This is a genomic window from Brevibacillus choshinensis (genome assembly GCF_016811915.1).
In the GTDB taxonomy this organism is placed as follows: Bacteria; Bacillota; Bacilli; order Brevibacillales; family Brevibacillaceae; genus Brevibacillus; species Brevibacillus choshinensis_A.
Genome location: NZ_CP069127.1, coordinates 2,252,149 through 2,278,022, shown reverse-complemented (window position 1 = coordinate 2,278,022; position 25,874 = coordinate 2,252,149). Strand labels below are relative to the sequence as shown.

Annotated in this window: 26 protein-coding genes, 1 riboswitch and 1 other annotated feature; of the genes, 13 read left to right on the top strand and 13 right to left on the bottom strand. The window is 51.9% G+C overall.

What is annotated here, in order from left to right; translation table 11 throughout:
* The first annotated feature begins 14 nt into the window (after window positions 1-14).
* Window positions 15-260, top strand: coding sequence for a hypothetical protein (locus JNE38_RS11625; RefSeq protein ID WP_203356692.1), 246 nt, complete (start codon window positions 15-17; stop codon window positions 258-260).
* Window positions 261-321: 61 nt separating this feature from the next.
* Here the strand turns inward: JNE38_RS11625 and JNE38_RS11620 are convergent, their stop codons facing one another.
* Window positions 322-771: a GNAT family N-acetyltransferase gene (locus JNE38_RS11620; protein WP_203357517.1), complete on the bottom strand. Its 450-nt coding sequence runs from the start codon at window positions 769-771 to the stop codon at window positions 322-324.
* The gene (locus tag JNE38_RS11615; protein ID WP_203356691.1) at window positions 771-1,313 is read right to left on the bottom strand and encodes a DUF502 domain-containing protein; all 543 of its coding nucleotides are present in this window, start codon (window positions 1,311-1,313) and stop codon (window positions 771-773) included. Before JNE38_RS11615 ends, JNE38_RS11620 begins: the two co-directional genes overlap by 1 nt.
* 96 nt (window positions 1,314-1,409) lie before the next feature.
* Between JNE38_RS11615 and JNE38_RS11610 the strand changes: the two genes are divergently transcribed.
* Complete coding sequence (locus tag JNE38_RS11610; protein WP_203357516.1) at window positions 1,410-2,255, top strand: sulfurtransferase; 846 nt, start codon at window positions 1,410-1,412, stop codon at window positions 2,253-2,255.
* Window positions 2,255-3,028, top strand: coding sequence for a DUF817 domain-containing protein (locus JNE38_RS11605; RefSeq protein WP_203357515.1), 774 nt, complete (start codon window positions 2,255-2,257; stop codon window positions 3,026-3,028). The genes JNE38_RS11610 and JNE38_RS11605 overlap by 1 nt, the downstream gene beginning before the upstream one ends.
* A 109-nt stretch (window positions 3,029-3,137) precedes the next feature.
* Here JNE38_RS11605 and JNE38_RS11600 read toward each other — a convergent pair whose 3' ends face one another.
* Entirely contained in the window at window positions 3,138-4,298 is a 1,161-nt protein-coding gene (locus JNE38_RS11600; protein WP_203356690.1) for an MFS transporter, read from the bottom strand.
* Window positions 4,299-4,460: 162 nt separating this feature from the next.
* Here JNE38_RS11600 and JNE38_RS11595 point away from each other — a divergent pair, with 162 nt between their 5' ends.
* Window positions 4,461-4,988: a GNAT family N-acetyltransferase gene (locus tag JNE38_RS11595; protein ID WP_203357514.1), complete on the top strand. Its 528-nt coding sequence runs from the start codon at window positions 4,461-4,463 to the stop codon at window positions 4,986-4,988.
* Between the two features lie 43 nt (window positions 4,989-5,031).
* Here the strand turns inward: JNE38_RS11595 and JNE38_RS11590 are convergent, their stop codons facing one another.
* Window positions 5,032-6,630, bottom strand: coding sequence for a peptide chain release factor 3 (locus JNE38_RS11590; protein WP_203356689.1), 1,599 nt, complete (start codon window positions 6,628-6,630; stop codon window positions 5,032-5,034).
* 176 nt (window positions 6,631-6,806) lie between these two features.
* Here JNE38_RS11590 and JNE38_RS11585 point away from each other — a divergent pair, with 176 nt between their 5' ends.
* A complete protein-coding gene (locus tag JNE38_RS11585; RefSeq protein ID WP_203356688.1) occupies window positions 6,807-8,327 on the top strand; it encodes a carboxypeptidase M32 in 1,521 nt (506 codons plus the stop codon).
* An 83-nt stretch (window positions 8,328-8,410) separates the two neighbouring features.
* On the opposite strand, the gene JNE38_RS11580 is transcribed toward JNE38_RS11585, so the two are convergent.
* On the bottom strand, window positions 8,411-9,037 hold the full coding sequence (locus tag JNE38_RS11580) for a LysE family translocator (protein ID WP_203356687.1): 627 nt from the start codon (window positions 9,035-9,037) through the stop codon (window positions 8,411-8,413).
* A 213-nt stretch (window positions 9,038-9,250) separates the two neighbouring features.
* On the opposite strand from JNE38_RS11580, the gene JNE38_RS11575 reads away from it, so the two are divergent.
* The 5 genes from JNE38_RS11575 (at window position 9,251) to JNE38_RS11555 (ending at window position 11,910) form a co-directional block, all read left to right on the top strand.
* Window positions 9,251-9,412, top strand: a complete 162-nt coding sequence (locus JNE38_RS11575; protein WP_203356686.1) for a hypothetical protein — start codon at window positions 9,251-9,253, stop codon at window positions 9,410-9,412.
* A 128-nt stretch (window positions 9,413-9,540) separates the two neighbouring features.
* The gene (locus JNE38_RS11570) at window positions 9,541-9,942 is read left to right on the top strand and encodes an SET domain-containing protein (protein ID WP_203356685.1); all 402 of its coding nucleotides are present in this window, start codon (window positions 9,541-9,543) and stop codon (window positions 9,940-9,942) included.
* 113 nt (window positions 9,943-10,055) lie between these two features.
* Complete coding sequence (locus tag JNE38_RS11565) at window positions 10,056-10,199, top strand: hypothetical protein (RefSeq protein WP_203356684.1); 144 nt, start codon at window positions 10,056-10,058, stop codon at window positions 10,197-10,199.
* Between the two features lie 95 nt (window positions 10,200-10,294).
* A complete protein-coding gene (locus tag JNE38_RS11560; protein WP_203356683.1) occupies window positions 10,295-10,861 on the top strand; it encodes a mismatch-specific DNA-glycosylase in 567 nt (188 codons plus the stop codon).
* A 62-nt stretch (window positions 10,862-10,923) separates the two neighbouring features.
* Window positions 10,924-11,910 carry a phosphotransferase gene (locus JNE38_RS11555; RefSeq protein ID WP_203356682.1) on the top strand — a complete coding sequence of 329 codons (987 nt, stop codon included), beginning with the start codon at window positions 10,924-10,926 and terminating at the stop codon, window positions 11,908-11,910.
* A gap of 55 nt (window positions 11,911-11,965) precedes the next feature.
* Here the strand turns inward: JNE38_RS11555 and JNE38_RS11550 are convergent, their stop codons facing one another.
* Window positions 11,966-13,828 carry a bifunctional homocysteine S-methyltransferase/methylenetetrahydrofolate reductase gene (locus tag JNE38_RS11550; RefSeq protein WP_203356681.1) on the bottom strand — a complete coding sequence of 621 codons (1,863 nt, stop codon included), beginning with the start codon at window positions 13,826-13,828 and terminating at the stop codon, window positions 11,966-11,968.
* Between the two features lie 29 nt (window positions 13,829-13,857).
* The gene (gene metH / locus JNE38_RS11545) at window positions 13,858-17,304 is read right to left on the bottom strand and encodes a methionine synthase (protein WP_203356680.1); all 3,447 of its coding nucleotides are present in this window, start codon (window positions 17,302-17,304) and stop codon (window positions 13,858-13,860) included.
* A gap of 236 nt (window positions 17,305-17,540) precedes the next feature.
* Window positions 17,541-17,641: riboswitch (SAM riboswitch) on the bottom strand.
* A 210-nt stretch (window positions 17,642-17,851) separates the two neighbouring features.
* Between metH and JNE38_RS11540 the strand changes: the two genes are divergently transcribed.
* From JNE38_RS11540 to argS, 3 genes are all read left to right on the top strand, one after another.
* On the top strand, window positions 17,852-17,953 hold the full coding sequence (locus JNE38_RS11540) for a YjcZ family sporulation protein (RefSeq protein WP_203356679.1): 102 nt from the start codon (window positions 17,852-17,854) through the stop codon (window positions 17,951-17,953).
* A gap of 256 nt (window positions 17,954-18,209) precedes the next feature.
* On the top strand, window positions 18,210-18,704 hold the full coding sequence (locus JNE38_RS11535; RefSeq protein WP_203356678.1) for a hypothetical protein: 495 nt from the start codon (window positions 18,210-18,212) through the stop codon (window positions 18,702-18,704).
* 42 nt (window positions 18,705-18,746) lie between these two features.
* Window positions 18,747-18,987: a binding site (T-box leader), on the top strand.
* A gap of 68 nt (window positions 18,988-19,055) precedes the next feature.
* Complete coding sequence (argS, locus tag JNE38_RS11530) at window positions 19,056-20,768, top strand: arginine--tRNA ligase (RefSeq protein ID WP_203356677.1); 1,713 nt, start codon at window positions 19,056-19,058, stop codon at window positions 20,766-20,768.
* A gap of 119 nt (window positions 20,769-20,887) precedes the next feature.
* Here argS and JNE38_RS11525 read toward each other — a convergent pair whose 3' ends face one another.
* The 6 genes from JNE38_RS11525 to JNE38_RS11500 form a co-directional block, all read right to left on the bottom strand.
* Complete coding sequence (locus JNE38_RS11525) at window positions 20,888-21,292, bottom strand: hypothetical protein (protein WP_203356676.1); 405 nt, start codon at window positions 21,290-21,292, stop codon at window positions 20,888-20,890.
* Window positions 21,293-21,344: 52 nt separating this feature from the next.
* On the bottom strand, window positions 21,345-22,187 hold the full coding sequence (locus tag JNE38_RS11520) for a deoxyribonuclease IV (protein WP_203356675.1): 843 nt from the start codon (window positions 22,185-22,187) through the stop codon (window positions 21,345-21,347).
* Window positions 22,188-22,307: 120 nt separating this feature from the next.
* Entirely contained in the window at window positions 22,308-23,171 is an 864-nt protein-coding gene (locus JNE38_RS11515) for a universal stress protein (RefSeq protein WP_203356674.1), read from the bottom strand.
* A gap of 130 nt (window positions 23,172-23,301) precedes the next feature.
* Window positions 23,302-24,363: an HD-GYP domain-containing protein gene (locus JNE38_RS11510; RefSeq protein WP_203356673.1), complete on the bottom strand. Its 1,062-nt coding sequence runs from the start codon at window positions 24,361-24,363 to the stop codon at window positions 23,302-23,304.
* Window positions 24,364-24,470: 107 nt separating this feature from the next.
* A complete protein-coding gene (locus JNE38_RS11505; protein WP_203356672.1) occupies window positions 24,471-25,418 on the bottom strand; it encodes a stalk domain-containing protein in 948 nt (315 codons plus the stop codon).
* A gap of 99 nt (window positions 25,419-25,517) precedes the next feature.
* Window positions 25,518-25,829 (bottom strand): hypothetical protein, encoded by a 312-nt coding sequence (locus JNE38_RS11500; protein ID WP_203356671.1) that lies wholly within the window; start codon window positions 25,827-25,829, stop codon window positions 25,518-25,520.
* Window positions 25,830-25,874 lie beyond the last annotated feature (45 nt).

Genomic DNA, 25,874 nt, shown 5'->3' with positions numbered 1-25,874 from the left:
AGGAGAAGATGTGGATGACAGTCATACTTACCATTTTGGGTATCGGACTCGTGCTGTTCATCATTGCTGCTATCATCATAGTAGCTCTGCTGAAAAAGGGAGCAAGCTTTCTATGGAGAATGGGCGGTCATGGATACCGACGCTACAGCAGCAGTGATTACAAGCATCGCGGACCCTTCTGGAAGCACGGCCACAAAACATACGGGCATCATCATTACCGCAGAAGACACAGCAGTCGCAGTGGATTTTTCAGCAGCTAAAACGAATCAAAGGGATGTTCCTGTGGAACATCCCTTTTTTGACTGAATCAAAACTCATCGTTTACAGGTCCAGCACGACTGCCATTTCTTTTCCGAAACGGTCTCCCCGATCGACGAAGCCTAATCCGGCATACAGCTGATGGGCCTCCTTGTTCTCGGGATGATAACCGACGACGATCCGCTTGGCGCCTGGCAACTTCTTCATTTCCTGAATCATCAGACTGGCTGCACGCTTGCCAATGCCTCTGTTTTGATAGTTCTGATCCACCATGATTCGGTAGATCCAATAGCCATCCAATTCTTCAGGAACAGAATTAAACATGAGAAATCCCACTACTTCCCCATCCAAAAGAATGGCATAGGGCATGAGTGTCGGCTCAAACTTCGATTGGGCAATGGAAACGGCATTGCTTTCGATATGCCCGATTTGGCTCTTTGCTACCTCCAGCTGGCAGCATGGGTACCAGTTTTCTGCATCTACTGCTACGATTTCTACTTGATCGCAATTCATCATTTTCCTGAAACCCCACCTGACACGAGAAATGCCATTGCTTCCGAGCTATCCACATCCAGCGGCTGAACCTGTTCGCTTGGAAACAACAAGAGATTACCCGCAAAATTGTACGACTGGGGAAAATAGACGGCTACGTGATCAGCCAGACCATATCCATCCAGGCTTTCCTTGGTGATAAAGCCAATCGCTTTGGCGCTCCCATCCTTGGATAATGTGACCAGCACCGGTTTGTCAAAGCTTTTCTTCTCTCCGACAAACGCTCCGATCAAATCCTTGATGGAGGTATAGATCAATTTGATAAAAGGCACTCTTTCAAATACTTTGGATACCAGTGACAGCACACCGCGTGTCAGCACATTGGAAGCCAGAAAACCGATCACGGTCACCCCGATGATGGTCAAAATGAATCCAACTCCCGGTATCCCAAGCCCGAGCCAGCTGTCGATCGTGACAAAGATGGTATACAGGATGTACACCGTCACGGCCAACGGTATGACGTACAGCAAGCCCTCCAGAAAATAGCGAATGAATCGTTTCATGAGATGTCTCCTTCCTCCCCCAACCCTTAAATATTGTACCCGATCGGACTGGTCTTCTGCTATGATGGAGGAAAAAAAGTGAAAGTAGGGAGAAGAATGCAAGCACTCGTCACGCCGCAATGGCTGCACGACCATCTTCATGACGACAATCTCGTCATCGTAGACTGCCGATTCAATCTGAGCATCGCAGAAGCCGGTGCTGAAGGGTATGAACAGGATCACATTCCTGGTGCTCTCTACTTCCATCTGAACCGTGACCTCTCCGGCACGAAAGGCGAGCACGGCGGACGCCATCCTCTGCCAGAGCCGGATGCATTCGCTGCCCTCCTATCGCAGGCAGGCATTGATGAGCATACGACAGTAATCGCTTATGACGATCAGGAAATGTCGATGGCTGGCCGTCTTTGGTGGCTCCTGCGCTATTTCGGTCACGACAAGACAGCTGTCCTGAACGGTGGATACGCAGCCTGGAAACGAGCTGGCTACGAGGTCACGGCAGAGGTTCGCACCCCCATGCCTCGCACCTTTACACCGCGAGTACGCCCGGAGATGCTCGCCAGCAATCAAGCGGTCCAGGAGAGAAGTCCAGAAACTGCGTTGCTGGACTCTCGGGCAGGCGAACGCTACCGCGGCGAGATGGAACCGCTCGATCCGAAAGCCGGGCACATTCCCGGTGCCCGGCACTTCTTTTACAAAGACAATCTCGATGCGGATCTGACCATGCTTCCCGTAGAAAGACTGCAGGAGCGCATCGCCCCGTTTGCTGATCAAGATATCATCGTCTACTGCGGATCGGGTGTGACTGCCTGCACGAACCTCCTGGCGCTGCATGCTGCCGGACGGACGGATGCGAAGCTTTACGCGGGCAGCTGGAGCGATTGGAGCTCCTACGATCTGCCTGTTGCAGTCGGTCCGACTCCTGCGGACGACATCAAGAAGTGATGCGCGCCATCCGCCTCCTGCTGCACTTTGCCTATCAGGAGGCGATGTCCTGCCTGTTTCCGGTGTTTATCTTCGCTTCACTCGCCATATCCAAATTTGCCACCATCCCCGGAATCGGCAGGTATGATCTCTTGCTTATCCTTTGCCTCTTCTTTCAGGTGGTCATGGTGAAGAGCGGCCTGGAGACAAAGGACGAGTTGAAAGTCATCACGGTTTTTCATCTGATCGGGCTGGCTTTGGAGCTGTTCAAGGTGCGCATGGGATCCTGGAGTTATCCCGAAGAAGCCTACAGCAAGATTTTTGGCGTTCCTCTCTACAGCGGATTCATGTACGCGAGTGTGGCCAGCTACTTGTGTCAGGCTTGGCGACGCCTAGATGTCACGCTGACCGCCTGGCCTGTGCCATGGCTGGCCATGCTGCTAGGAGCGGCGATCTATCTCAACTTCTTCACCCACCACTTCTCTGTGGATCTGCGCTGGGTTCTCATGTTCGCTATTTTCCCAGTCTTTTGGCGTACACGCGTTCATTTTCGCGTAGCCGAGGAGCGACTGTGGATGCCGCTTCCACTCGCTTTTTTTCTGATTGGCTTTTTTATCTGGATCGCCGAAAATATCGCCACTTTTTTTGGCGCCTGGTACTATCCCAATCAGCGCGATGGCTGGGAAATCGTGCATCTCAGCAAAATCAGCTCCTGGTTTTTGCTCGTCATCGTGAGCTTTATCATCGTGGCTGAGCTCAAACACGTAAAGAGCAGGATCTCCCGCTCAGACTAAAGCAAAACAGATACAGGGCGGACCAGCCAAACCAAAAAGACCGAGCTTCCAGCTGCGGTCTTTTTGAATGCTCCGGTCTGCTTGCCTCCCGTATAGTTGGAGTGAAGGATTACCTCGGAACTCCGCTCAGCAGGAGCCGATGAATCCCCCCTGCCAAGCATACGCCTGCCGTGACGAAAAACGCGATGAAATACGAGTGATGCCAGTTCCCCAAAAGCCCTGCAATGATCGGACTTAGCACAGCTCCCATGGAAAGCACCGCTGAATAGATACTGAACGCACTGCCGTACAGCTCGCGTGGAGAATGAACCGTCAGGAGCGTAGCCAATGCCGGGAACAACATGCCGAAGCATGCCCCTAGCAAAAACATCATGAGATGAAGCGGGATCGCTACTCCGATCGCCATCGTGTAGAGCAAGAGACTAAGGACACCGATGCCTGCGAATGTCCGCTGCTCGACAGACACCTTGTACAGCCAGAACTGGCAGAGGATGGCGAGGGCACCGAGACCTTTGAGGCTGAACAGCACGCCAGTCACTGCCGGAGAAAGCCCTTGACGTTGTATCAGCAGGGGAACCTCGTAAATAATGGTCCCTTGCGCATAAATGATGGCAAAGCCGCCAAGAAAAGCGGGATAGAGCAAGCGATTTTCCAAGACGGCTGAAAGGCTCCCCTTCCCTTTTCCTCTGACTGGTGCCTTGCTTCGTCCGGGGATCAGTTCGCTTCCTGGTACTTTAACCGGCAGGACCAGCCATGCAAACACCCCTGCGATCATCATGAGGTAGCCTAGAATGATAAACGATTGGCTGTAACCGAACTGTACGGCTAGAAAGCTGCCGACTGCGGGTGAGACAATCCCTGCTGACGTCAGCACCAATCCCTTTTTCCCCATGATTTGGCCCTGCTCGACAGCCGTCCTGCCTGTCTCACCGAGCAGCGCCGAACAAGCGGGAGAAACGAATGCCATTAAAAAGCCGAGCATGAGCCGAAACGCAAAGAAGCCTCCCGTGTGCTGAACCACACCTTGACCGATCAACATCACCCCTGCAAGAAACAGTCCCCCGGCGATAAACCACTTTTTCGGGTATCGGTCCAAAAAGGGGCCCGCCAGCAGATTTCCTGTGAGATTACTGATGGCATATCCTCCCAGCACAAAGCCGATCATCGCCGCAGACACCCCGAGTATGTTGAGATAAGGCGCCAGCAGCGGCGTCTGCGCGTGCATATCAAACGAAACGAGAAATAACACGACAAACAGGAGAACCCTCAAGGCATTCTCCTCCTCTCCTTGGGTGGTACCGTCTTTGTCCCAATATATGAGGAGAGTCGTCCAAATAGGATAAAGAAAATAACTTGCTAGAGGAAAATCAAAATGGCTTGCCGTACATTATGTATGGGAGTAACTCACAGTCATTTGAGGATGGTGATTGCCTTGGTCATTTTGGAAACAGAACGCCTCTATCTTCGCTATCAAACAGAAGACGATGCTGCTTTTATTCTTGAGCTCGTCAATGACCCCGCTTGGATCCAGTTCATTGGAGACCGCGGCGTACGGACAGTCGAGCAAGCTCGGTCCTACATTGCAAACGGGGCAATCGCGATGTACCAAAAATACGGCTTCGGTCTGTACCTCGTAGCCCGTAAAGAAGACGATGTGCCGATCGGGCTCTGTGGTCTCATCAAGCGGGATGGCCTGGAGGATGTCGATATCGGATTTGCTTATCTCCCGCCCTACCGCTCGAAAGGCTATGCCTATGAAGCGGCAGCAGCCGTCATGCAATATGCCCGCCAGGAAGTTGGTCTGACGCGGGTAGTGGCAATCACCAATGTGGACAATCACGCCTCTGGCCGCTTGCTGGAGAAAATCGGGCTGCGGTTCGAGCGGCTCATTCAAATGCCAAATGACACAAATGAGCTCAAACTGTTTGTATACGACTCTTCACGAGCTGCTACCGATTGAAAGAGGAAAAAGGGACTCACCGTCAAACGTGAGTCCCTTTCCTTTACGAAAGCACCGATTTCAATCCCAGCGAGCTTTCATGGAATTTAATCGACGAATATTTATCCATAGCGACCCGCAGCTGATACTCGCTTTCGAAAAGCATGACCGGCCGGCCGTAGCGATCTGTGACGATCTTGTTTTTGAGCGCGTCGATGTCGGCTTTTTCGCCTTCGAGCCAGCGAGCGATCTGGTAAGGCATACGGGTAAGCATGATGTCGACGCCGTACTCGGCCTTCAGGCGGTATTCCAGTACTTCAAACTGGAGTACCCCTACCACGCCAAGGATCAGCTCTTCCATCGGATGGGTCCGGAACAGCTGCACAGTTCCCTCTTCCGTCAGCTGCATGATTCCTTTTTGGAATTGCTTGTGCTTCATGGCGTCTTTCACCATGACCTTGGAGAAGAACTCCGGCGAGAAGTGCGGCATTTCCTCGTATTCAAAAGACTGGCCGACACAGAGTGTATCGCCGATTTGGAAAATTCCCGGGTCAAACAACCCGATGACATCCCCCGCAAATGACTCCTCGACGATCTCACGGTCCTGCGCCATGAACTGCACAGGCTGAGCAAGCTTGATATCTTTCCCCAGACGAACGTGCTTCACGGACATCCCCCGCTCGAACTTTCCAGAGCAGATGCGCAGGAACGCAATCCGGTCACGGTGGGCAGGATTCATGTTGGCCTGGATTTTGAAAATGAAGCCGGAGAACGCATTGGAGTACGGATCGATCAACCCGGCATTGCTTTTTTTCGGAGAAGGCGGTGGCGCCATCTGCAAAAAGTTGTCCAGAAAGGTCTGCACCCCGAAGTTGTTGATCGCACTGCCGAAAAAGACAGGAGTCAGTTCTCCCTTTGCGATCAGCTCTTCGTTGTAATCGTCACCTGCTACATCCAGCAGGGAGACTTCATCCTGCAGCTGCTGCCACAGCTCCTGACCGACGCGATCGCCAATCAACGGGTCTTCTGCACCTTCTACGGGGAAGAAGGAGATCTCCTCGTGCTGTGAATTGTTCTGGTACAGCTCCACGCGTGATTTCATCCGGTCGTATACCCCGCTGAAGTAGCTGCCCATGCCGATCGGCCAGTTCATTGGGTAAGAACGGATACCCAGTACGCGCTCGATTTCTTCCAGCAGCTCGAATGGATCTTTCCCGTGACGGTCCAGTTTGTTGACGAAGGTGAAGATCGGGATTCCCCGCATCCGACAGACCTTGAACAGCTTGATCGTCTGCGCCTCCACCCCTTTCGCCACGTCGATGATCATCACAGCCGCGTCTGCAGCGGTCAGTGTACGGTACGTGTCTTCACTGAAGTCCTGGTGACCAGGCGTATCCAAAATGTTGATATGATGTCCTTTGTATTCAAAGTCCATTGCCGAAGAGGTAACGGAGATTCCGCGCTTTTTCTCGATCTCCATCCAGTCGGACGTAGCGTGCTTGGAGTTTTTCCGTCCCTTTACCATTCCAGCTTCACGGATCGCTCCGCCGTAGTAAAGCAGTTTTTCCGTCATCGTTGTCTTACCCGCGTCCGGGTGGGAGATGATGGCAAAGGTGCGCCGTTTCGCTATTTCATTCTCCCATTGGGGATTGGTTTGACTCATCTTCATTCTCCTGTCGTTCCTAATAAGAATCCACAATCTATTCCTTACGATTATACCGACATTTGCGTGCTGCATCCACCTAGTATTTTTTGTTGAAAACGTTATAATGTGTATTAGTAAAAATTTTTTGACTGTATGCTGGAAGTACATACCAAAATCATATCAGGAGGGACTCCATGACGACCAATCTGGAATCACGTGCAACCGCTTTTCGTGACTTCGTGAAAAAGATGACGAGCTACAATCAGGCACTCGCCGTCCTTCATTGGGACAAAGCGACCCAAGCGCCTCGAAAAGGAATGGAAGCCCGTTCCGAAGTCATTGGAACACTGGCAGGCGAACAATTCAAGCTGGCTACCTCAAAAGAGATGGAAGATTATCTGGAGACACTGAGCGAGCCTTCCGCACTGGAAGCACTCGACGAAGTAACTCGCCACACCGTGCTCGAATGCAAAAAGGAATTTGACCGAAATAAACAGATTCCTGCCGCCAAATACCAGGAGTTCGTCATCCTGACTTCGCAAGCAGAAACCATCTGGGAAGAAGCGCGCGAGAAAAATGATTTCTCCATGTTCCAGCCCTACCTGGAGAAAATCGTCAACTTCCAGCTCGAGTTCATCGAGTATTGGGGTCACGACGGGAAGAACAAGTACAACACCCTTCTCGATCTGTACGAGCCTGGCATGACGGTCGATCAGCTGGATCCCATCTTTGCCACGCTGCGTGAGAAAACAGTGAAGCTCGTATCCGCTATCGCAGATTCACCGAACAAGCCTGACACGTCCTTCTTGAAAAGACATTTCCCGATCGGTGAGCAAGAGGCGTTCAGCCGCTTTGTCCTGGAGCGCATCGGCTACGACTTCCAGGCAGGACGCATGGACCGCAGCGTTCACCCGTTCTGCACGTCCTTCAATCCTGGAGACGTGCGCATCACGACCCGCTATGACGCAAACGAATTCAACTCTGCGCTGTTCAGCTGCATCCATGAGGCAGGACACGCCATGTACGAGCAAAACATCAATCCGCAGCTGCTGTTCACGCCTCTCTGTGACGGAACATCCATGGGCATCCACGAGTCGCAATCTCGCTTCTGGGAAAACATGGTGGGACGTAGTCTGCCATTCTGGAACGGTCTGTACAGCGACCTGCAAAAAGCATTCCCTGCCCAGTTTGACGGAGTCAGCGTAGATTCGTTCTACCGCGCCATCAACGTGGTCACCCCTTCTTACATCCGTACCGAAGCAGACGAATTGACCTACAATCTGCACGTCATGATCCGCTACGAAATCGAAAAAGGCCTGATCAACCGGACGATCGAAGTCGCTGATCTGCCAACGATCTGGAACGATAGAATGAAAGAGTATTTGGGTGTCGTTCCTCCGAATGATACGCTGGGTGTTTTGCAGGACGTTCACTGGTCTGGCGGCAGCTTTGGCTACTTCCCTACCTACTCTTTGGGCAACGTGTATGCTGCTCAGTTTGCCCACGTCATGCAGCAGCAAATCAATGACTACGAAGATTTGATCGAAAAAGGCGAATTTGGTCCGATTCGTGAATGGCTGAAAGAAAACATTCACCAATACGGGAAAATGAAGAGCCCGAAAGAGCTGGTTCTGGCCATCACTGGCGAGGGTACGAACGCAACGTATCTGATGGATTACCTGGAGAAAAAATACTCCGCCATCTACAAGCTGTAAGCTCTCCTGCAAAAAGCGTTCCTCAAACGAGGAGCGCTTTTTACGATACCAAAGTGAATGTACATCTTCTTGCAAGATCTACTTTAGCTTGGGGCTTTTTCAAAGGCGAGCTTGATCCCAAAGCCTACAAGCACAAACCCAGAAATCCCTTGAATGGCCCGCTGTGTGGAAGGCTTTTTCATCCACGTCCGAATGTAATTGATGAACGATACGTACAGGACGAACCACAGAATGGTAAGAATGGTGTACGTCATGCCCATGCCGAGAAATTGCAAAAATGGTTTCGTTCCCGCGGTCAAAAACTGCGGCAAGAAGGTCAGGAAGAATACAGCTACCTTGGGATTGAGCAGATTGGTTAAAAACCCTTGGCGAAAAGGCGACTTATGCTTGTATTTCGCGGGTATATCGCTCTGGGTATCCCCATTCTTTTTCCGCAGGGACCAGAGCGAGGTGATTCCCAAATAAATCAAATAGACGGCACCGACGTATTTAAAAAAGGAAAACAAGACGGCCGACTTGACAATCATGGCGGAAAGTCCAAATACGGCCGCCAGCGTGTGCACGATCAAACCGGTTGAGATGCCGAAAACCGTTTGAAAGCCTCCCTTTTTTCCGTAGGCAATGGTATTTTGCGTCGCCAATCCCGTATCCGGACCGGGAAGAATAATGAGCAAGACGGACATGATGACAAATAGATAATAGTTCCCCATTGGAATCTCCCACCCCTGAAATTTATTTTTCACAATAGCACATGGATGGATGATTGAAAATGGTTTCGGCTGAAAATTCGGTCCAGTTCCTGCCTGTCGTTCATATGCCGTTTCTTCAGAATTGTTCGGGATGCGCTTGGATGGTAAAATAAGTAAATATCACATCATGTAGCAACGAACATAGAAGCTAAGAAGAGAAGGGGAAACGGAAGCGTGGATAACCAATTTTTCGTCGGCTGGGGCACCCTCGCCCTGATCAACGCCGGATTAGCTCAAGGGAAAAACCGCAGTGGGATGAACTGGTTTTTGCTCTCCTTATTTTTCGGTCCCATCGCCACATTCTTTCTTGTTGTTTCGGACAAGCTTACGGAGTAAATGCGGCTTTCCATCCTTTCTCAATGACCGCAACTGTAAACAACCGTTGCTTTCATACCGCCAAGCTGTCATGCTTAAGTAAAATCAGAGACATTTTGTTCTCGACAAAGAATGTGCAGGTGATTGACATGCTGACCGTGAAAACTTCCAGCATAAGCAATGGCGATCTCAATCGAGGAGTATTCGCCACGAAAGATATACGGAAAGGGGAATTGATCCACGAAGCGCCGGTCCTCCCCTATCCAAATGAAGAGCACGAGCATATCGAAAAAACCATGATTGCCGACTACGCCTTTGAGTATGGCGCCAACCACACCTGTATTCTCCTGGGGTATGGCATGCTGTTTAACCATTCGTATGAACCGAATGCCATTTACGAAATTAATTTCGATAACCATACTTTCGACTTTTACGCGTATACAGACATAAAAGCTGGGGAAGAAGTCTTCATCAACTATAATGGCGATGTGGACAACAAAGATCCGCTCTGGTTCTACGAAGACTACGAAGAAGAAAAAGAAGAACAATAGTTCACATTTCGCCTTTCTTCACAACATCTTCACATCCAGGCAACCACAATTTTACAAAACAGGAGTATCCTTACCTTGTGTCAATTATTTCCACAAAGTGAGGGGTCCTACCTATGCTACAATCGCTGTCACGCTGGTTGTGGGGAAAAGAAGATCATGAAGAAGTTCCATTCGAGGCGAAAAAATACGTCCGGAACGAAATGGAGCAATTTACGATAGCAGAACCTGAGCAAATGCTCCCGTATCCTCAGCTGTAATTCAACATGCGAAACAGCCGTCCTCTTTCGGGGCGGCTTTTTTGTATGGACAGCAATGGATCATGCTACAATGGGTGGGACAGGAGGGAAACAGGTTGGTACACTTCACGGAAAAATGGTTGCCCACATACATAAAGCGGGATCTGGCTGTGCTGTTCTGCGGAATCAATCCTGGGAGAGTCTCTGCCAACGCCGGATACCATTATGCAAATCCAGCAAACCTTTTCTGGCGAGGCTTGTTCGAGGGCGGATTGACCCCGCATCGCTTTGCTCCTGAAGAGACAGCGAGCTTACTGGACTATAACTACGGGATTACCGACCTGGTATCGCGGCCGACTCGTTCTTCCACTGATTTGCGCGAAGAAGATTATACGCTCGGCGCGGAGCAATTCCAACAGATGGTCCAGACCTATCGCCCACGTGTGATTTGCTTCAACGGGATCACTGCCTTTCGCCATGCCACTGGACAGAAAAAGGCAGCGATTTCTCTCGGGCTTCAGCCGGAACGCCGTTTCAAAACAACGGATTGGCCGGGCAGCTATCTCTTCGTCATCCCTTCGACCAGTGGGGCAAATGCTTCCTTCACTCGCGAGGAACGACTGGCCATGTTCAGCAAGCTCAGCGAGTTTTTGCTGGAAAAAGGCTGGCATCCCCTGCACTAGTTGTCACGTCTCGCCTTCCCTGCCAGTAGGATAATCGTATACTCGATGAATGGAGGATAGAGATGGATGCACTCATCCGCTTGATCGAGGAAGAATACGATTTGAAAATAGTCGGTCACCACGTGGAGCGAAACACAGACAAGTCATTAGTCGTGTACCTTAAGTCTTTAAAAGGGAAATGGGTGGGGAAAAGTTTATTTTCACCCACGCATAGACAGGAATTTATTCTAGACGCTGAAGAACATCTGCTGCGAAAAGGAATTCACATCCCCAAAACCAAAAAAACGAGAGACAACAAACGCTTCATCTACTGGAAAGGCACCCCCTTTATCATACAAGAGTGGGCACGGGGTCCCATGCTCGCTCTCAATACTCCATTTCGAATCAAACGAGTCGGCGCTACCTTGGGCAAAATACATGCTGCTTCCGTCGGCTTTAAAACTGCCTCAAGCGAGCAATTTAACGCCGCGCCTACCTGGGAAGAAGAGTACGAACAAGATTTTGCCAGCCTTCTGCGATGGAGGCAAATGCACGAGGATACCACGGACCCGAAGCTTCGAATCATTTACCAGCACCTCCCCTTCTTTCTCATTGCCGGCAAGATCGCACTCGACAGCCTGCAAGCATCCACCTATTTCATGCAGTGGAAGGAACTCCCCTGCTACAAGCACTTTTTGTGCCATGGGGACTTTAATAATGGCAACCTGCTGGCCGATAAGCAAAAAATTACCGTCATCGACTGGGAAGATGTCCGTTATGATTTTCCCTCAAAAGATATCAGCCGGATCCTCTCTTTACTCATGAGAAAAAACAAGCGTTGGAGCCCGCAAAGCTTCCATTATTTGCTGTCTGGTTATCTGAATGAAAATTCATTGTCGCGCAGCCAGCGCCATCTGATGTATATAGACCTGGCATTTCCTCATATTGCCGAGCGTTTTTTACGCCAAAAGCAATACCTGACTATGACCGGCAATGAGGTCGCAACGTTTCTCAAGCGTGAAATAAAAAAAATCGCTTTCATGCTGGAACAAATGAAGGCCCTTGAGTAAAGAGCGGCAAAATGCCTGCTTCTTCACCCAAGGGCCCGTCGATTTCGTTATCTCGTTAGTGTACGGCTGATTTGACGAGAGCGCTCTGCTGGCGCACATACTGAACCAGCTCGGCTGCCATCGAAGAATAATTGAACGGCGTGATCAGATAGATGCCTTTGAAGTATTGAACGGCCGTATCGAGCAATTCTTTGGCCATCTTGATCCCTTCCTGCCTTGCTGCTTCACCCTGCACCTTTTTCATCCGTTCCAGTGCCTCGGCTGACAGCTTGATCCCGGGCACCTCATTGTGCAGGAATTCCGCGTTTCTCGAGCTGGTCAGCGGCATGATCCCGATGAATACCGGGATCCCGATATGCTTGGTCGCCTCGTATACGAGCTTGATCGATTCCGCGTCGTACACAGGCTGGGTCATAATGTAATCGGCTCCGGCCTCCACTTTCTTTTCCAGGCGGGCGATTGCAGCATCCATCTGCCTCACATTCGGATTGAAAGCCGCTCCTACGATAAAATTCGCTTTTTGTTTGAGGGGGCGACCGGAGAACGATACGCCTTCGTTCAGCTGCTTCACCATGCGAATCAAGTCAAAGGAGGTCACGTCGAATACGGACGTAGCCCCTGGCAAGTCACCGAATCGAGATGGGTCACCAGTGATGACCAAAATTTGATCGATGCCGAGCGCATGCAGCCCCATCAAGTGCGATTGCTGCCCGATCAGATTGCGGTCGCGGCAGGCCAAATGCAGCAGCGGTTCGATCCCGTGCCGGCTTTTCATCAAAGCGCCCAGAGCCATGTTGCTCATGCGGACGGTCGCCAAGGAATTATCCGCAAGCGTAATGGCGTCAGCTCCTGCCCTGTGCAGCTCGCAGCAGCCATCCAGGAATGCATCGGCATCCAGATCCCGCGGCGGGTCGAATTCCACGATGATCGTCGTCTCTGTTTTGACACGTTCGACAATGCTAGGCTTTGCTTCACGTGCGTTCTGCACCGATACGTGAGGACGATCACCCGGAATAACCGTCGGATTGACCCGGGCTTGCGGCTCCAGAGATTCCAAAGCGTCCGCCATGGCTTTCACGTGAGCGGGAGTCGTACCGCAACAACCGCCCAACAAGCGAATTCCTTGCTCCCGCAGATTCAATGCACTCTTGGCAAAATACTCCGGCGTCGATTTAAACGCGTATTCTCCGTCCGTCATCCCCAAACGTCCTGCGTTCGGGAAAGCAGACAGGAGCGCGCCTTCCGGAACCACCGTGTTTTCAAAAGAGCGCAAAATTTCTGCCGGACCGAGTCGACAGTTGAGGCCGATGATGTCCGCCCCTGCCCCTTTCAGTTGGCCAAACGCATCCGTCAGCGAATATCCGTCACGCGTCCGCCCCACTTCCAGCGTAGCCAGCTGGGCAATCAACGGAGCATCCGTCAGAGGACGGATGACTTCCAGTGCCAGCAGCAGCTCCTCCAAGTCCAGGAATGTCTCCAGAATGATGCCGTCCACCCCTGCATGCAGCAAGGCAATGGCCTGCTCCTCATATTGGTCGCGATATTCATCCAGCACTTTCTTGCGTACACGTCCCGCCAAAATCGAACCGATGCTGCCTGCCACATAGGCATCATCCTTGGCTGATTCCCGCGCGAGCTTGACTGCGAGCCGGTTAATCCTCGCTACTTTATGCTCCAGGCCATAGCGGGACAAGGAATCCCGGTTGGCCGAATACGTATTGGTCTCGAGGAGTCTCGCTCCTGCGAGGTAGTAGGAATCGTGCACTTCTTGTACGAGCTTTGGATTCGACAGGCACAGCTCCTCAAAGCTGACCCCCACCGGGACGCCCAGCCTGTGCAGCTGGGTCGCCATCGCTCCATCACCGATCAGTAGATGGTCCTTCAAATACCCACGTAAATCTTTCTTGCTTGTGGTCAACTCAATCACTTCTCTCCTTTTGATTCCGTTTATACTTCAAACACCGACGGTCCGGCATTAAAATAGCGAGCCTCAGGATGGGCAAATACCATCGCGGAAACAGATGCTTCCGGCTCCATCATAAAGCCTTCTGTCAGTTGGACTCCGATGCTTTCCGGCTGCAGCAAGCGGAACAGCTGCGCTTGATCCTCCAGATTCGGGCACGCGGGATAGCCGAACGATACGCGAATCCCTTGGTAACGTGCGCCAAAGCGCTCCAGCATCGTCATCTCAGCCGGATCTGGAATTCCCCACACATCCCGCATGATGTGGTGGATCCGCTCAGCAAACGCTTCTGCCAGCTCCAAGGCGAGGGCCTGAAGAACGTGGGAGCGCAGATAGTCCCCCTGCTCCTTCAGCTCGGTAGAACGCTCGCGAATGCCACCACCGGCGGTTACCGTCAGGAAGCCGACATAGTCCATTTCGCCGCTTTCCACAGGGCGGAGGAAGTCGGAGAGGCAAAGATGCGGTTCTTCTGGCTGGCGCGGGAATTCAAAACGTTCGAGCACTCTGCTGTGGTCCGCTGGATCGTAAACCAGAACCTCATTGCCGCTGGACTGCGCCGGGAAGAATTGATAGACCCCGTGCGCTGAGATGGACTCATTCTGTTTGGCGTCATTCAGCAAATCTTCCACAAGACTGTACAGCGCAAGCACTTTCTCATCACCGGACTCGATGAGCTTGTCGACGTTTCCACGCACCCCGAGGTGTTTTCCGAGCAGCATGCGCAGGTTCAGGTATGGCTGCAGATGAGAGATCGGGTACTGGCGCAGCACGTGACGCTCACAATCAGGCGGAACATGTACAGGAACCGTTTTGCTGACGGCAGATCGGGCAGGAATCGTCGGCTTTTTCTCCTCGATTACCGGTTGGGCGGTAGCAACTGCTTCCAGCAAATGCTGCTGCTCTTCCAATAGGCGTTCCCGCTCTTTAGGATTTTGCAAACGGTTCACGAGGTCCAGACCGTCCATGGCATCTTTGGCGTACAGCACGATTCCGCTGTACTCCGGTGCAATCCGGTTGGAGGTAAACTTACGAGTCAGCGCAGCGCCACCGACCATCATCGGTACGTCGATGCCAGCATCGCGCAAGTCTTGCGCCGTTATCACCATTTGCTGAGCCGACTTAACCAGCAGACCCGACAGGCCGATCGCATCCGGCTTCTCTTCCCGGCATGCAGCGATCAGCTGCTCTGGCGGAACTTTGATTCCGAGATTCACGACCTCATAGCCGTTGTTCGCCAAGATGATTTCCACAAGGTTTTTGCCGATGTCGTGCACGTCGCCTTTTACGGTTGCGAGCAAGATTTTCCCTTTGGCTGCAGCGTCCGACTTTTCCATGAATGGTTCGAGGAAGGATACAGATGCTTTCATGACTTCAGCGCTTTGCAGCACCTCGGCTACGATCAACTGATTCCCGTTGAACAGGCGACCTACCTCTTCCATTCCTGTCATCAGCGGCCCGTTGATGATTTCGAGCGGCGCGTATTTTTCCAATGCGAGCTGCAGATCCTCGGTCAGTCCGTCCTTGGAGCCCTCGACAACGTAGCGTGCCAAGCGTTCTTCCAGCGTCAGGTTGGAGACTTCCACGCTCACTTCTTTTTTCTTTTGACGGTAAAACTCCGTGAAGGCTGCCAGCGTCTCGTCATTGGTCTCGAACAGCAGGGCTTCAGCCAGCTTCCGCTCATGTTCCGGAATGGAAGCGTATCGCTCCAGCTTCTCGGTATTGACGATTGCGTAGTCTAATCCTGCCAAGGTGGTGTGGTACAAGAACACTGCGTTCAACACTTCCCGGCCGGCAGCTGGCAGGCCAAAGGAGACATTGCTGACCCCAAGGATCGTTTTACATTCAGGCATGGCCTGCTTGATCAGGCGGATCCCTTCGACCGTTTCCTTTGCAGAACCGATATACTGTTCGTCACCGGTTCCAACCGGGAATACGAGCGGATCGAAAATGATATCCTGCGGTTTTACTCCGTATTGGTTCACCAAGATATCATAGGAGCGCTTGGCTACCTCCAGCTTCTTTTCACGAGTGACAGCCATACCGGCTTCCTCGATCGTCCCAACGACGACCGCAGCCCCGTATTTGTGGATCAGCGGCGCGACTTCCTGAAAGCGCTCCAGCCCATCCTCCAGGTTGATCGAGTTGAGGATCGCCTTCCCTTGGGAATAGCGCAATCCAAGCTCCATTACTTTCGCATCCGTGGAGTCGATCATCAGCGGCGCTTTTACCTTTTTCACGATGAATTGCAGGAATTTTTCCATATCTTCGTATTCATCCCGATCCGGGTCAGCCAGACAGATGTCGATCACGTGGGCACCGCGCTTCACCTGCGCGCGTGCGATATCGGATGCCTCTTCGTATTGACCAGCGGCAATGAGATCTCGGAATTTTTTCGAGCCGATTACGTTCGTGCGCTCACCTACGAGCAGCGGTCGATTGTCATCCTCGACATACACGACCTCAATTCCGGATACAGCACTGACAGGGGGAATCTCATGCGCCCGCGGCTGGCAATCCTTCAAGGCTTCTGCCATCGCTCGAATATGGTCAGGAGTCGTACCGCAGCAGCCACCGGCAATGTTCAGCCACCCCTGCTCGGCAAACGCCCGCATTTTCGCTGCAAGACCCTGAGGTGTCTCGTGATAATGCCCGTTTTCATCCGGAAGTCCCGCATTTGGATAGCAGCTGACGCCACACTGTGCGAGACTGGACAAGGTCCGCAGATGATCACGCATGAATTCGGGCCCTGTCGCACAGTTCAGCCCGACTGACACTGGTTTGAGATGCTCCAGTGAAAAATAGAACGCTTCGATGTTTTGACCCGCAAGTGTGGTCCCCATCGGCTCGATCGTCCCCGAAAGCATGACGGGCAGCTCGGTGTTCAATTCGTCAAAGGCTTTGCGAATTCCGATTCCTCCCGCCTTGACGTTCAGCGTATCCTGAGAGGTCTCCAGCAAAAGGACGTCTGCGCCTCCGATAATCATCCCTTTCGCTTGGCGGTAATACGACTCGACCAGCTCTTCAAACGTGACACCGCCTGTCAAGGAAAGCGTCTTGGTGGTCGGCCCCATCGATCCTGCTACGTAACGCGGCCATTCCGGGGTCGAGTACGCATCCACCGCTTCTTTTGCCAGTCGTGTAGCCGCGATGTTAATTTCGAGGTCTTTGTCCGCAACGTCGTATTCTGCCAGAACCACTGAAGTAGCCCCGAACGTATTCGTCTCGACGATGTCTGCTCCGGCCTCCAAATACTTCTCATGAATGCCGCGAATCACGTCCGGTCTCGTCAGGTTCAACAATTCATTACATCCGTCGTACTCCTCACCGCCGAAGTCATCGGCAGTCAGGTTTGCCTGTTGCAGCATGGTTCCCATTGCACCATCGAGAATCAGAATTTTCCGGGAAAGCTGCTCGCGAAAAGTTGGTTTCATCAGCTTGCTCCTTTTTGGCTATCCTTCGCCATTTCATCCATTTCGTTTATTCGGTCGTGGAAAACCTGGCCTTGCCCAGCCTTGATGCGGCAAAGCCTTCGTACCCAGAAGGCACAAGTCTCGCTATGTTGCGCATATACGCGTAGGAAAATGGAGCGTTTCCTAGCTGAACAAAAAAATCCCCTTCTTTGAAAAGAAGAGGATTTGTCCGCGGAATGCAGTTGCACTTGGCCATCCTCTCATCTTTCAAAGCCGTAGCTTTGCTGGAATTGGCACCGGATTTCTACCGGTTGCCGAGGCTTCATCAGGCCAGTCCCTCTGCCTCTCTGGATAAGAGTCGTTCATCAATATGAAGTTGATTTGCAACTTTGTTGATGTTTGCAAGTATCTTATCACCCCCCTGTCTCTTCGTCAATTGAGAATTTGTCTAATATTAACTGTTGTCCAAAAAGCCAGCGCCCATTTTTCGGTGAGCTGGTCATCCGCCCACGCCAACCTGTGCGTTCGTGTATAGACTAGAGCATAACGGAAAGGAGGGGAAACAAAGATGAGTACATCTTTCTGCGGCGGTTTCTTCGGTGATAATTTCGCATTAGTGCTCGTACTGTTTATCCTGCTGGTAATTGTTGGGTGTTCCTGCGACTGCTAGTCAGTCGCCTGCGTAAAGAAAAGGGCCTGGAGCCTTTGTCTCCGGGCTCTTTTGCATGCCCAAAATCTTCGTTCGTTGTCACTCTCCGAGGCATTTGCTATACTGTATGAATGAGAAAACCTGGCTGCGCCAAGCTTTTGCAACCAAAGAGCACAGGCCTCGCCTCTGTTAACACATATACCGGATGAGAGCCTTTCCATTCTTATCTGTACAAAAAATGTATCGCGGCTTGGCAATACTAAAGGAGCGAACTGCTGTGGACACACTAGATGCCCGTGAAAAAGACGAATTTCTGTCCTCTCTCGAAACGATCAAGGAACTTGCTCATAGTGAATTCGAAACCTATTCGATCGTGAAAAACAGGGAGACGGGTGAACATTTTTTGCGTTACTTCCTCTCCCACATCAATCTTTCGGAGGGTGGACGACGGGATGATTACGATCACTTCATGCCCCTCGACTCCGATGATGTCCTGGGCTTGATGTTTGGAGACCAACCGTACCAATTTCCGGATCATTGGCGCAATCCTTACCTGCGCAGCGGCAATGACAACCGACTCATCCCTTTCGACCCGACCGAGAACTACGATCTGGAAGAAGAAGCTGCCGCTGAACTGGCCATGCTGGAGCAGCTGGAGCAATTCAAGCAGCAATGGATGAATGCCGAAAACATGAGCGCCGAAGAAAAAGAAAAATTGACCAAGCAATACTTCGCCCAGCTAGACAAGATTTTGCAAAAACCGGAAGAGTAAGTTGCACGACAGGTACAACACCAGCTATAATGCTAGAGAATAGATGAATCGTTGATGAGGAAAGTACTCCATGCAAAGAGCTTGTAGCGAGTCGGGGTTGGTGTGAGCCCGATGCCGGACCATGGAAGGAAACGCACCTCGGAGATGCGTCCTGAAAATCCAGCCTCGTGCGGATTGTGTAGGGAAATGCCGGGACTGCCCGATACAGCAGATGAAGCGGTTTTTGCCTTCGGGCAGAAACAACAGGAGTGGCACCGCGGGAGCACAACCTCTCGTCTCTTTTTTTCAGGAGACGCAGAGGTTTTTTTATTTGGGGCACTCAACCTTTTTCCAATCAGAAAGGAGATTCACATGAGCTACAAACACCAAGTGGCGGAGAAAATCGCCGACGCCCTCGCACAGCAGGGTGTAGAAAACTTTCCAAAAGAAACCGTATACGGCATGTTGGAGACACCTCCAAACCCGGCAATGGGAGATATCGCTTTCCCATGCTTCCAATTGGCAAAAGCACTGCGCAAGGCACCTCCCATGATCGCGGCCGAGCTGGCAGGACAGATCAGCGGCGCTCCCCTGCGCGAATCGACGGCAGTGGGTCCTTACGTCAACCTGTTCCTCGACCAGGCCGTTGTGGCAGAGCAAGTCATCGGAGCTGTCCTCTCCCAAGGAAGTGCTTACGGAGACAGTCATGTAGGCCAAGGCCGCAAAGTGCCGATCGACCTCTCCTCTCCGAACATCGCAAAGCCATTTTCCATGGGGCACTTGCGCTCGACCGTCATCGGGAATGCCATCGCCAACATCATGGAAAAGCGTGGCTACCAGCCAGTGCGCATCAACCATTTGGGTGACTGGGGTACGCAGTTCGGTAAGCTCATCGTTGCTTACCGTCTGTGGGGTGACGAAGAGAAGGTAAAAGCAGAACCAATCAAGGAGCTGCTGACCCTCTACGTGCGTTTCCACGACGAGGCTAAAGAAAATCCTTCCCTCGAAGACCAAGGGCGTGAGTGGTTCAAAAAGCTCGAAGACGGGGACGAGGAAGCACAGCATCTGTGGAAATGGTTCCGTGACGAGTCGCTCAAAGAATTCATGAAGATTTACGACCTGATGAACGTCTCCTTCGACTCCACCAACGGCGAAGCATTCTACAACGACCAGATGGATCGCGTCGTGACCTTGCTGGAGGAAAAAGGATTGCTGACCGAATCCGATGGCGCCCTGGTCGTGAGCCTGGACGAGTATGACATGCCGCCTTGCCTGATCAAAAAATCCGACGGCGCTACGCTGTATGCTACTCGCGATTTGGCTGCCGCCCTGTACCGTCACGAAACCTATGATTTCGCCAAAGCCGTGTATGTCGTAGGGAATGAGCAGCGCCTCCACTTCCAGCAGCTGTACAAGGTGCTGGAAAAAATGGGGTATGAATGGTCCCGCGACATGCATCACATTCCATTCGGCATGATGCTCAAGGACGGCAAGAAAATGTCTACCCGCAAAGGGAAAGTCGTTCTGCTGGAAGAGGTTCTCGCCCAAGCAATCGCGGATGTGCAAAAAGTGATTGAGGAGAAAAATCCTTCCCTGCCCAACAAAGAAGAAGTCGCTCGTCAGGTTGGCGTCGGCGCAGTCATTTTCCACGACTTGAAAAACTACCGTCTGAACGATATCAACTTCTCGCTGGAAGAAATGCTGACCTTTGAGGGTGAAACCGGGCCGTACGTCCAATACACCCACGCACGCGCCTGCTCGCTGCTGCGCAGAGGCAACTTCCAGCCTGCACCATCTGCCTTGGCAGCCGGCGCTCTGGACAGCAAGGAAGCATGGGCAGTGATCACGCTTCTGAACGCATTCCCGGAAGTCATCGAGCGCGCCAGCGAAAACTTCGATCCTTCCCAGATCGGCAAATACGTGATTGACTTGGCTCAGTCGTTCAACAAGTTTTATGCGAATGTCCGCATTCTCGCGGAAGAAGAGGACATCAAGGCTTCCCGCCTGCAGCTCGTTGCAGCTGTGGTAGCCGTGCTCAAGGAAGGTCTGCGCCTCCTTGGACTGTCCGCTCCGGAAGAAATGTAATTCCCCGTTCATGAAAATAAGAATAGCCGTTACTCCCCCTCTTTTGGTGGTGTAACGGCTTTTTTTCGTAACCAAAAGGAGCGATGATGATCATCGCTCCTCTCCTTGTCTATCATTCCTTACACGTCTGCATCCGCCTTTTGCTTCTTGCCAAACCATGTTTTGGCGACCAGCTCCACCACTTGCTTCGGCAGCGAAACGGGTGCCTGCGCTTCATTTCCTGCCGTATCTACCGTGCGATACAGCAGTGCCTTGTCATCAGACGGGTCTGACTTGGTTTGCAGGGTAAGCTCGCCGACCTGGCCTGCATTTGTCCATTCTTCGATCATCAGCTGGTACTCGCCTGGAGCCAGCTCGATATAATCATCCTCCGAAAGGTCCACGACAGCATACCCGTCGTGCTCAATTTCGGCATCGTATGTATTTCCATTGGCTGATTCGTACAGGGCCATCTCTGCTGGGTCGTTCAAGTTTTCCTTGAGCGGTTCAAAATCAGTGATGGTAACCTTGATTCGTCTTTTCATCGGTATTCCTCCTCCATGACCACATTCCAACTCACACTGTACCACAAGTCCTTCATCCCTGCCAGTGATTGACCAAGTTCAGTACATGCCTGATCTCATCCCGGTGGCTTTCCTCCCCATGCCCCGGTGTCTCGAGTACGAGTGGGAGACCTTGCAGCTCGGGGGTTCGTAAAAAAGCAGCAAAGGCTGCATCGCCGATCTCGCCTTTCCCGATGTTCGCATGACGGTCGCGAAAGGATCCGGTGGGATAAAGGGAATCATTCAAATGGATGGCGCACAGGCTGGAAAAGAAATCGTGAGCCCGCATGCGTTCTGCTACCTGCTCCCAGTCGTTTCCCTTCCACAGCCCGCTCGCAAATGCGTGGCACGTATCAAGGCAAAAGCCTACCTTTTGCGGTTCAGCCACCAAAAGCCTCACCTGCGTCAGCTCTTCCAATGTCGTCCCCATGCGGTTGCCCTGACCCGCATTGTTTTCCACCAGCAGACGTGCCTTTCCCTCCCATCCCGCGAGAATGCGATTGACCATGCTGATCATCCGTTTGTAGCCTTCCAGCACGTCGCTCCCTTTATGTTGACCGAAATGAACGACGACACCCAGCGCACCGCAAGCCTCCGCAATCTCCAAGTCATTGCTCACGGAGAGGATCGTCGCTTCGTACAAGTCCGGGTCCTGCACGCACAAATTGACGGTGTAGGGCGTGTGGGCAATGGCGAGAATGCCATGCTCCTCGCAAAAGGCTCGGCAAGCTCCCGCATCACGCTCATCAAAGACTTTGACGCCCAAGCTCCTCGGGTTTTTGGGGAAGAATTGAAAGGACTTGCCTCCCAGCCCATGCGCCGTTCTCGCTGCCCCTTCATAGCTATGCCGAATACTCACGTGGCATCCGATCTTCATCCGCTGTCCCTCTCTTCCTTTCTACCCATTTTCCCCATACGGTCGTGTTCTCAACCGATGGAGCAGCAGCCAAGAAAAAACAGCTGCCCGTAAAAGGACAGCTGTCTGCGGACGATTCGCTTACGATTTCACGATCAGCAGCGGAGTCTTTGCACGATGGATCGTTTTAAACGTCACACTACCCACCAGCGTTCCGGCGATGCCGCCAAGCCCATGGTGACCCAGCGCGATTAGGCTCGCTTCCTTTTCTTGCGCGGTTTCACGAATCAGCATGGCTGGATCCCCGATCAATACCTTGCTCTCGAATGGGACTTGGCGCTCGTCCAGCAATTCTTCATACGGACGCAGTGTCTCGCGTCCCCATTCTTCCAGAGTAGCTGTGTCTTCCCATCCCACGCCGTACATCCCGGTATAGGCCACGGGAGGCGTCACGACCGTGAGCAAGGTAAACGAGACATCCATGCCTTCGCTTAACCCAATGACCTTATTCACGGCCGCCATTGCTTGATCGGAACCATCGACTGTGAGCAAGACATTGCGCCAAGGGAAATCGGCCGCGTCGGTCTCCTCCGAAATGAGGAAAACAGGAATCTTGGAATCGTGAATGGTGGGATAGCTGACGCTCTGCTTCAGGAATCCCGTCATCCGTCCGTAACCGCGGGTGCCCATGACGACGGCGGCATACTCACCCTTAGCGTGCTTCGCAATTTCCTCATGAGCGTTTCCGAAAACAATCTCTAGCTGATAAGCTATACCAGCTGCTTCGATGATCTCGACTAGCGGTTTCAAATCTTCCTTCGCTTCATCCAATTGAATCTTTTCAACACCCTCTTTGCCCAGCTTGTTCACGACATAGCGGGATGGGAATGGCTGTATGACATGCAGGAGGGTCAAGTCATGCTTGTCCTTTGCATAAGCGGCCGCAAAGCGGACTGCCTGAATGGATTGTGCAGAAAAATCAACGGGTACCAGAATACGGGACATCCGAACACGTCCTTTCCTCTAATCATGGTCAAGGTCAAGTGCCTTGCCTGTTTTCATTGTAGATCAGTCACGCATCCCCGTATGTAGGGACTCTCCCTGATCTTGGATTGAAAAAACCCTGACTTTCGCCTTACTCCATGACCCCGGAAATAAAAACGGTCGTCTCTTCACTCAAATCAATGTCACGAATCTCGTGCTCTTCTACCATGTGCTTGCTCGCCTTTGGATCACGCCTGATCACTCTGACGACCGGCCGCGTGGGCAATCCGCGATTCTGGTCAATCACGACCCCGATTTCCCCTGTGCTCAGCTTCAAGGAAGTCCCCGTCGGATACAAGGCAATCGATCGCAGGAAGTGAATGACCATTTTATGGTCGAAGCGCTTCTCTGCCAAGCCCATGATTTTTTCACACGCTTCGTACGGTGGAAGCGTTTCCTCTTCTTCGGACAGCGGAGAAATGAGATTATCGTAGTAATTGCAGATGGCGACAATCTTGGCGAAATCATGAATTTCATCCCCCGCAAGTCCGCGCGGCAGCCCGCTCCCATCCACCCATTCATGATGCTGCAGCGGGATATGTGCAGAGACGATGCTCATCTCATGCTTTTTTCGAAGCAGATGAAAGCCTAACCAGGTATGATGATTTTCCATGCTGTTTGCCTTATAGGCAGGTGCATCTTTATCCACGCTCAGTTTACCGACATCGTGCAGGAGTGACCCGATAGCGAGTTCTTTTAATTGGGTCGTGTTATAGCCTAGCCCGACGCCGATCACGGTCGCCATCATGCAGACGTTTAGCGCATGAATGTACATCGCATTGTCTGTTGTGCGAATTTCACCCAGATTCAACAGCACACGGCGATTCCGCAGGGTTTCGTCGATGATGTTTGATACAGACTTCTGAAGGCCGCGGGTGTCCATATGCTTACCGCTCTGCACGCATTGGATCGCAGCGGACAGATTTCGAATGGCATCTTTTCGGGTCGCTTCGGTCACGACTTCCTCTTCCTTGATTTCATCCAGCAGAGGGTCTTTGATGCTCAGCATGGTCACACCGAAGCGGCGCAGCTTGTTGATCATGCCGACAGTCAACTGAACACCCGCATGCAAGAGAGTCAAACCTTCACTCGTATAAATACTGCGGGACAGCACATCTCCCGGTTCCACTTGCTCGACATTTACATATTTCATGGGGTCTTCCTCCCGATTCCATCCTCCCTTGATGCTAATACCCTATTTTGGCGCTGGAAAAACATCTTTCGTAGTCCATTGTGCTCAGAAACGCTTACCCGTCGCCTTCATCTCACCCGAAATGATGTCGCTATCCTCTCGACAAAGGATGACATCTGGGCATATTCTTCTGCCAACGACTCATCTTCCAGGTCATATTGCACATCTCCCGGTCTGCTGAGCGTGAATACGAACTCTCCCTTTTCCCCAAGCTTTTTCGTCCTCCCTGCTTCCAAAATTGATCCCCCATTCTCCTGCCAGTCTGCTCGCTTCCAGACGGACAGGGTAAAAATAACGCCGCCATAGGCTTTGTTCGGACGATCGATAAAGTGATAAGTCATCTCGGTTCCATCGCTCGGTGCTTTCATGATCTCGAAATTTCCTTCCCAGCTCTTCGGCAGCGTAAGGCCAAAGGCATAGTCCTTATTTTCGTACACGATCCCCTTCTCATCGGCCACTGTCTCTTTGTTCACAGCCTTCACATGAAGAATTACCGTCCTGTAGCCGCGCAAATCCCCGTTTGCATAGGTGACGAACGTCTGCACATCTGCACCAAATTGCGTTCCGCTGATCACTGCTTCTCCCAGCTTCTGATTTTCCGCATCGTAGAAAGAAAGAGCTGCTTCCACGGAGTTTTGGGTGTTCCCTACCCCCGACAACTGGATTTGCCCAGTTACCATCGACCGGTTTCCATCTTTGGTAACGATCAGATTGCCCGCTGAAATGGACTTGTAGGCCGGATCCGTGATATCCAGCATTTGGTTTTTGATGATGATTTTTTTCGCTGCATCCTCATAGCCGATCGTCGCCCCAAGATGGTCTGCGATGAATCGAATCGGTACATACGCCCGCCCATCCACCTTCAGCACAGTTACCTCCTTTGACATGGGTACGGACTGACCATTGATCTCAAATTGAACGGGAAACAAGTACGCCAGAATCGAGCTTGAAGCAAAAGCCACCGTTGAACTGGCCAAGGCTGCTCCAATGATAAGTCCCCACACAAAATTCTTCATACTCGACACCCCTTTTGTTCTCTCGTATCCTTAGACGTCATGATCCCTTCCTTCGTTGTAAAAAATGGAAACAAAAAAACGACCTTGATTGGGTCGTTCTCATTCATCCTTCTTCATCACGCTATATTCACCCCGTACCATGGACACGTTTTCTCCCTGCTGCGTCATTTCGAGCTTGTGCAAGATATCCTCCAGCACGGACGCACAAATCAAGGTCAAATCGCCTGTATTGACTGGCTGACGAAAATACGTTCCGATCATTTCGTAGCCCTGACGCTTGTGCTTCGTGGTCTCCTTCTCATCCAAAGCTTCCTTGAGCTCGTCGATCAATTCCACCAATGCGATCCTCGCCCTTTCATACACGTCGGGCTGACTCGTTGAAACGGCTTCTAGTTCTTTATTCGTGCCCATTTCGCTGCTCCCCCTTCCTTCGATAGGGTGGAACAGGCACGCCAA

Bases quoted from the DNA above. Each gene is read 5' to 3' on its own strand.
- JNE38_RS11625 (WP_203356692.1), top strand. From the start codon at position 15: ATGACAGTCATACTTACCATTTTGGGTATCGGACTCGTGCTGTTCATC.
- JNE38_RS11620 (WP_203357517.1), bottom strand. From the start codon at position 771: ATGAATTGCGATCAAGTAGAAATCGTAGCAGTAGATGCAGAAAACTGG.
- JNE38_RS11615 (WP_203356691.1), bottom strand. From the start codon at position 1,313: ATGAAACGATTCATTCGCTATTTTCTGGAGGGCTTGCTGTACGTCATA.
- JNE38_RS11610 (WP_203357516.1), top strand. From the start codon at position 1,410: ATGCAAGCACTCGTCACGCCGCAATGGCTGCACGACCATCTTCATGAC.
- JNE38_RS11605 (WP_203357515.1), top strand. From the start codon at position 2,255: ATGCGCGCCATCCGCCTCCTGCTGCACTTTGCCTATCAGGAGGCGATG.
- JNE38_RS11590 (WP_203356689.1), bottom strand. From the start codon at position 6,630: ATGAGTCAAACCAATCCCCAATGGGAGAATGAAATAGCGAAACGGCGC.
- JNE38_RS11585 (WP_203356688.1), top strand. From the start codon at position 6,807: ATGACGACCAATCTGGAATCACGTGCAACCGCTTTTCGTGACTTCGTG.
- JNE38_RS11580 (WP_203356687.1), bottom strand. From the start codon at position 9,037: ATGGGGAACTATTATCTATTTGTCATCATGTCCGTCTTGCTCATTATT.
- JNE38_RS11570 (WP_203356685.1), top strand. From the start codon at position 9,541: ATGCTGACCGTGAAAACTTCCAGCATAAGCAATGGCGATCTCAATCGA.
- JNE38_RS11565 (WP_203356684.1), top strand. From the start codon at position 10,056: ATGCTACAATCGCTGTCACGCTGGTTGTGGGGAAAAGAAGATCATGAA.
- JNE38_RS11555 (WP_203356682.1), top strand. From the start codon at position 10,924: ATGGATGCACTCATCCGCTTGATCGAGGAAGAATACGATTTGAAAATA.
- metH (WP_203356680.1), bottom strand. From the start codon at position 17,304: ATGAAACCAACTTTTCGCGAGCAGCTTTCCCGGAAAATTCTGATTCTC.
- JNE38_RS11540 (WP_203356679.1), top strand. From the start codon at position 17,852: ATGAGTACATCTTTCTGCGGCGGTTTCTTCGGTGATAATTTCGCATTA.
- argS (WP_203356677.1), top strand. From the start codon at position 19,056: ATGAGCTACAAACACCAAGTGGCGGAGAAAATCGCCGACGCCCTCGCA.
- JNE38_RS11525 (WP_203356676.1), bottom strand. From the start codon at position 21,292: ATGAAAAGACGAATCAAGGTTACCATCACTGATTTTGAACCGCTCAAG.
- JNE38_RS11520 (WP_203356675.1), bottom strand. From the start codon at position 22,187: ATGAAGATCGGATGCCACGTGAGTATTCGGCATAGCTATGAAGGGGCA.
- JNE38_RS11515 (WP_203356674.1), bottom strand. From the start codon at position 23,171: ATGTCCCGTATTCTGGTACCCGTTGATTTTTCTGCACAATCCATTCAG.
- JNE38_RS11510 (WP_203356673.1), bottom strand. From the start codon at position 24,363: ATGAAATATGTAAATGTCGAGCAAGTGGAACCGGGAGATGTGCTGTCC.
- JNE38_RS11505 (WP_203356672.1), bottom strand. From the start codon at position 25,418: ATGAAGAATTTTGTGTGGGGACTTATCATTGGAGCAGCCTTGGCCAGT.
- JNE38_RS11500 (WP_203356671.1), bottom strand. From the start codon at position 25,829: ATGGGCACGAATAAAGAACTAGAAGCCGTTTCAACGAGTCAGCCCGAC.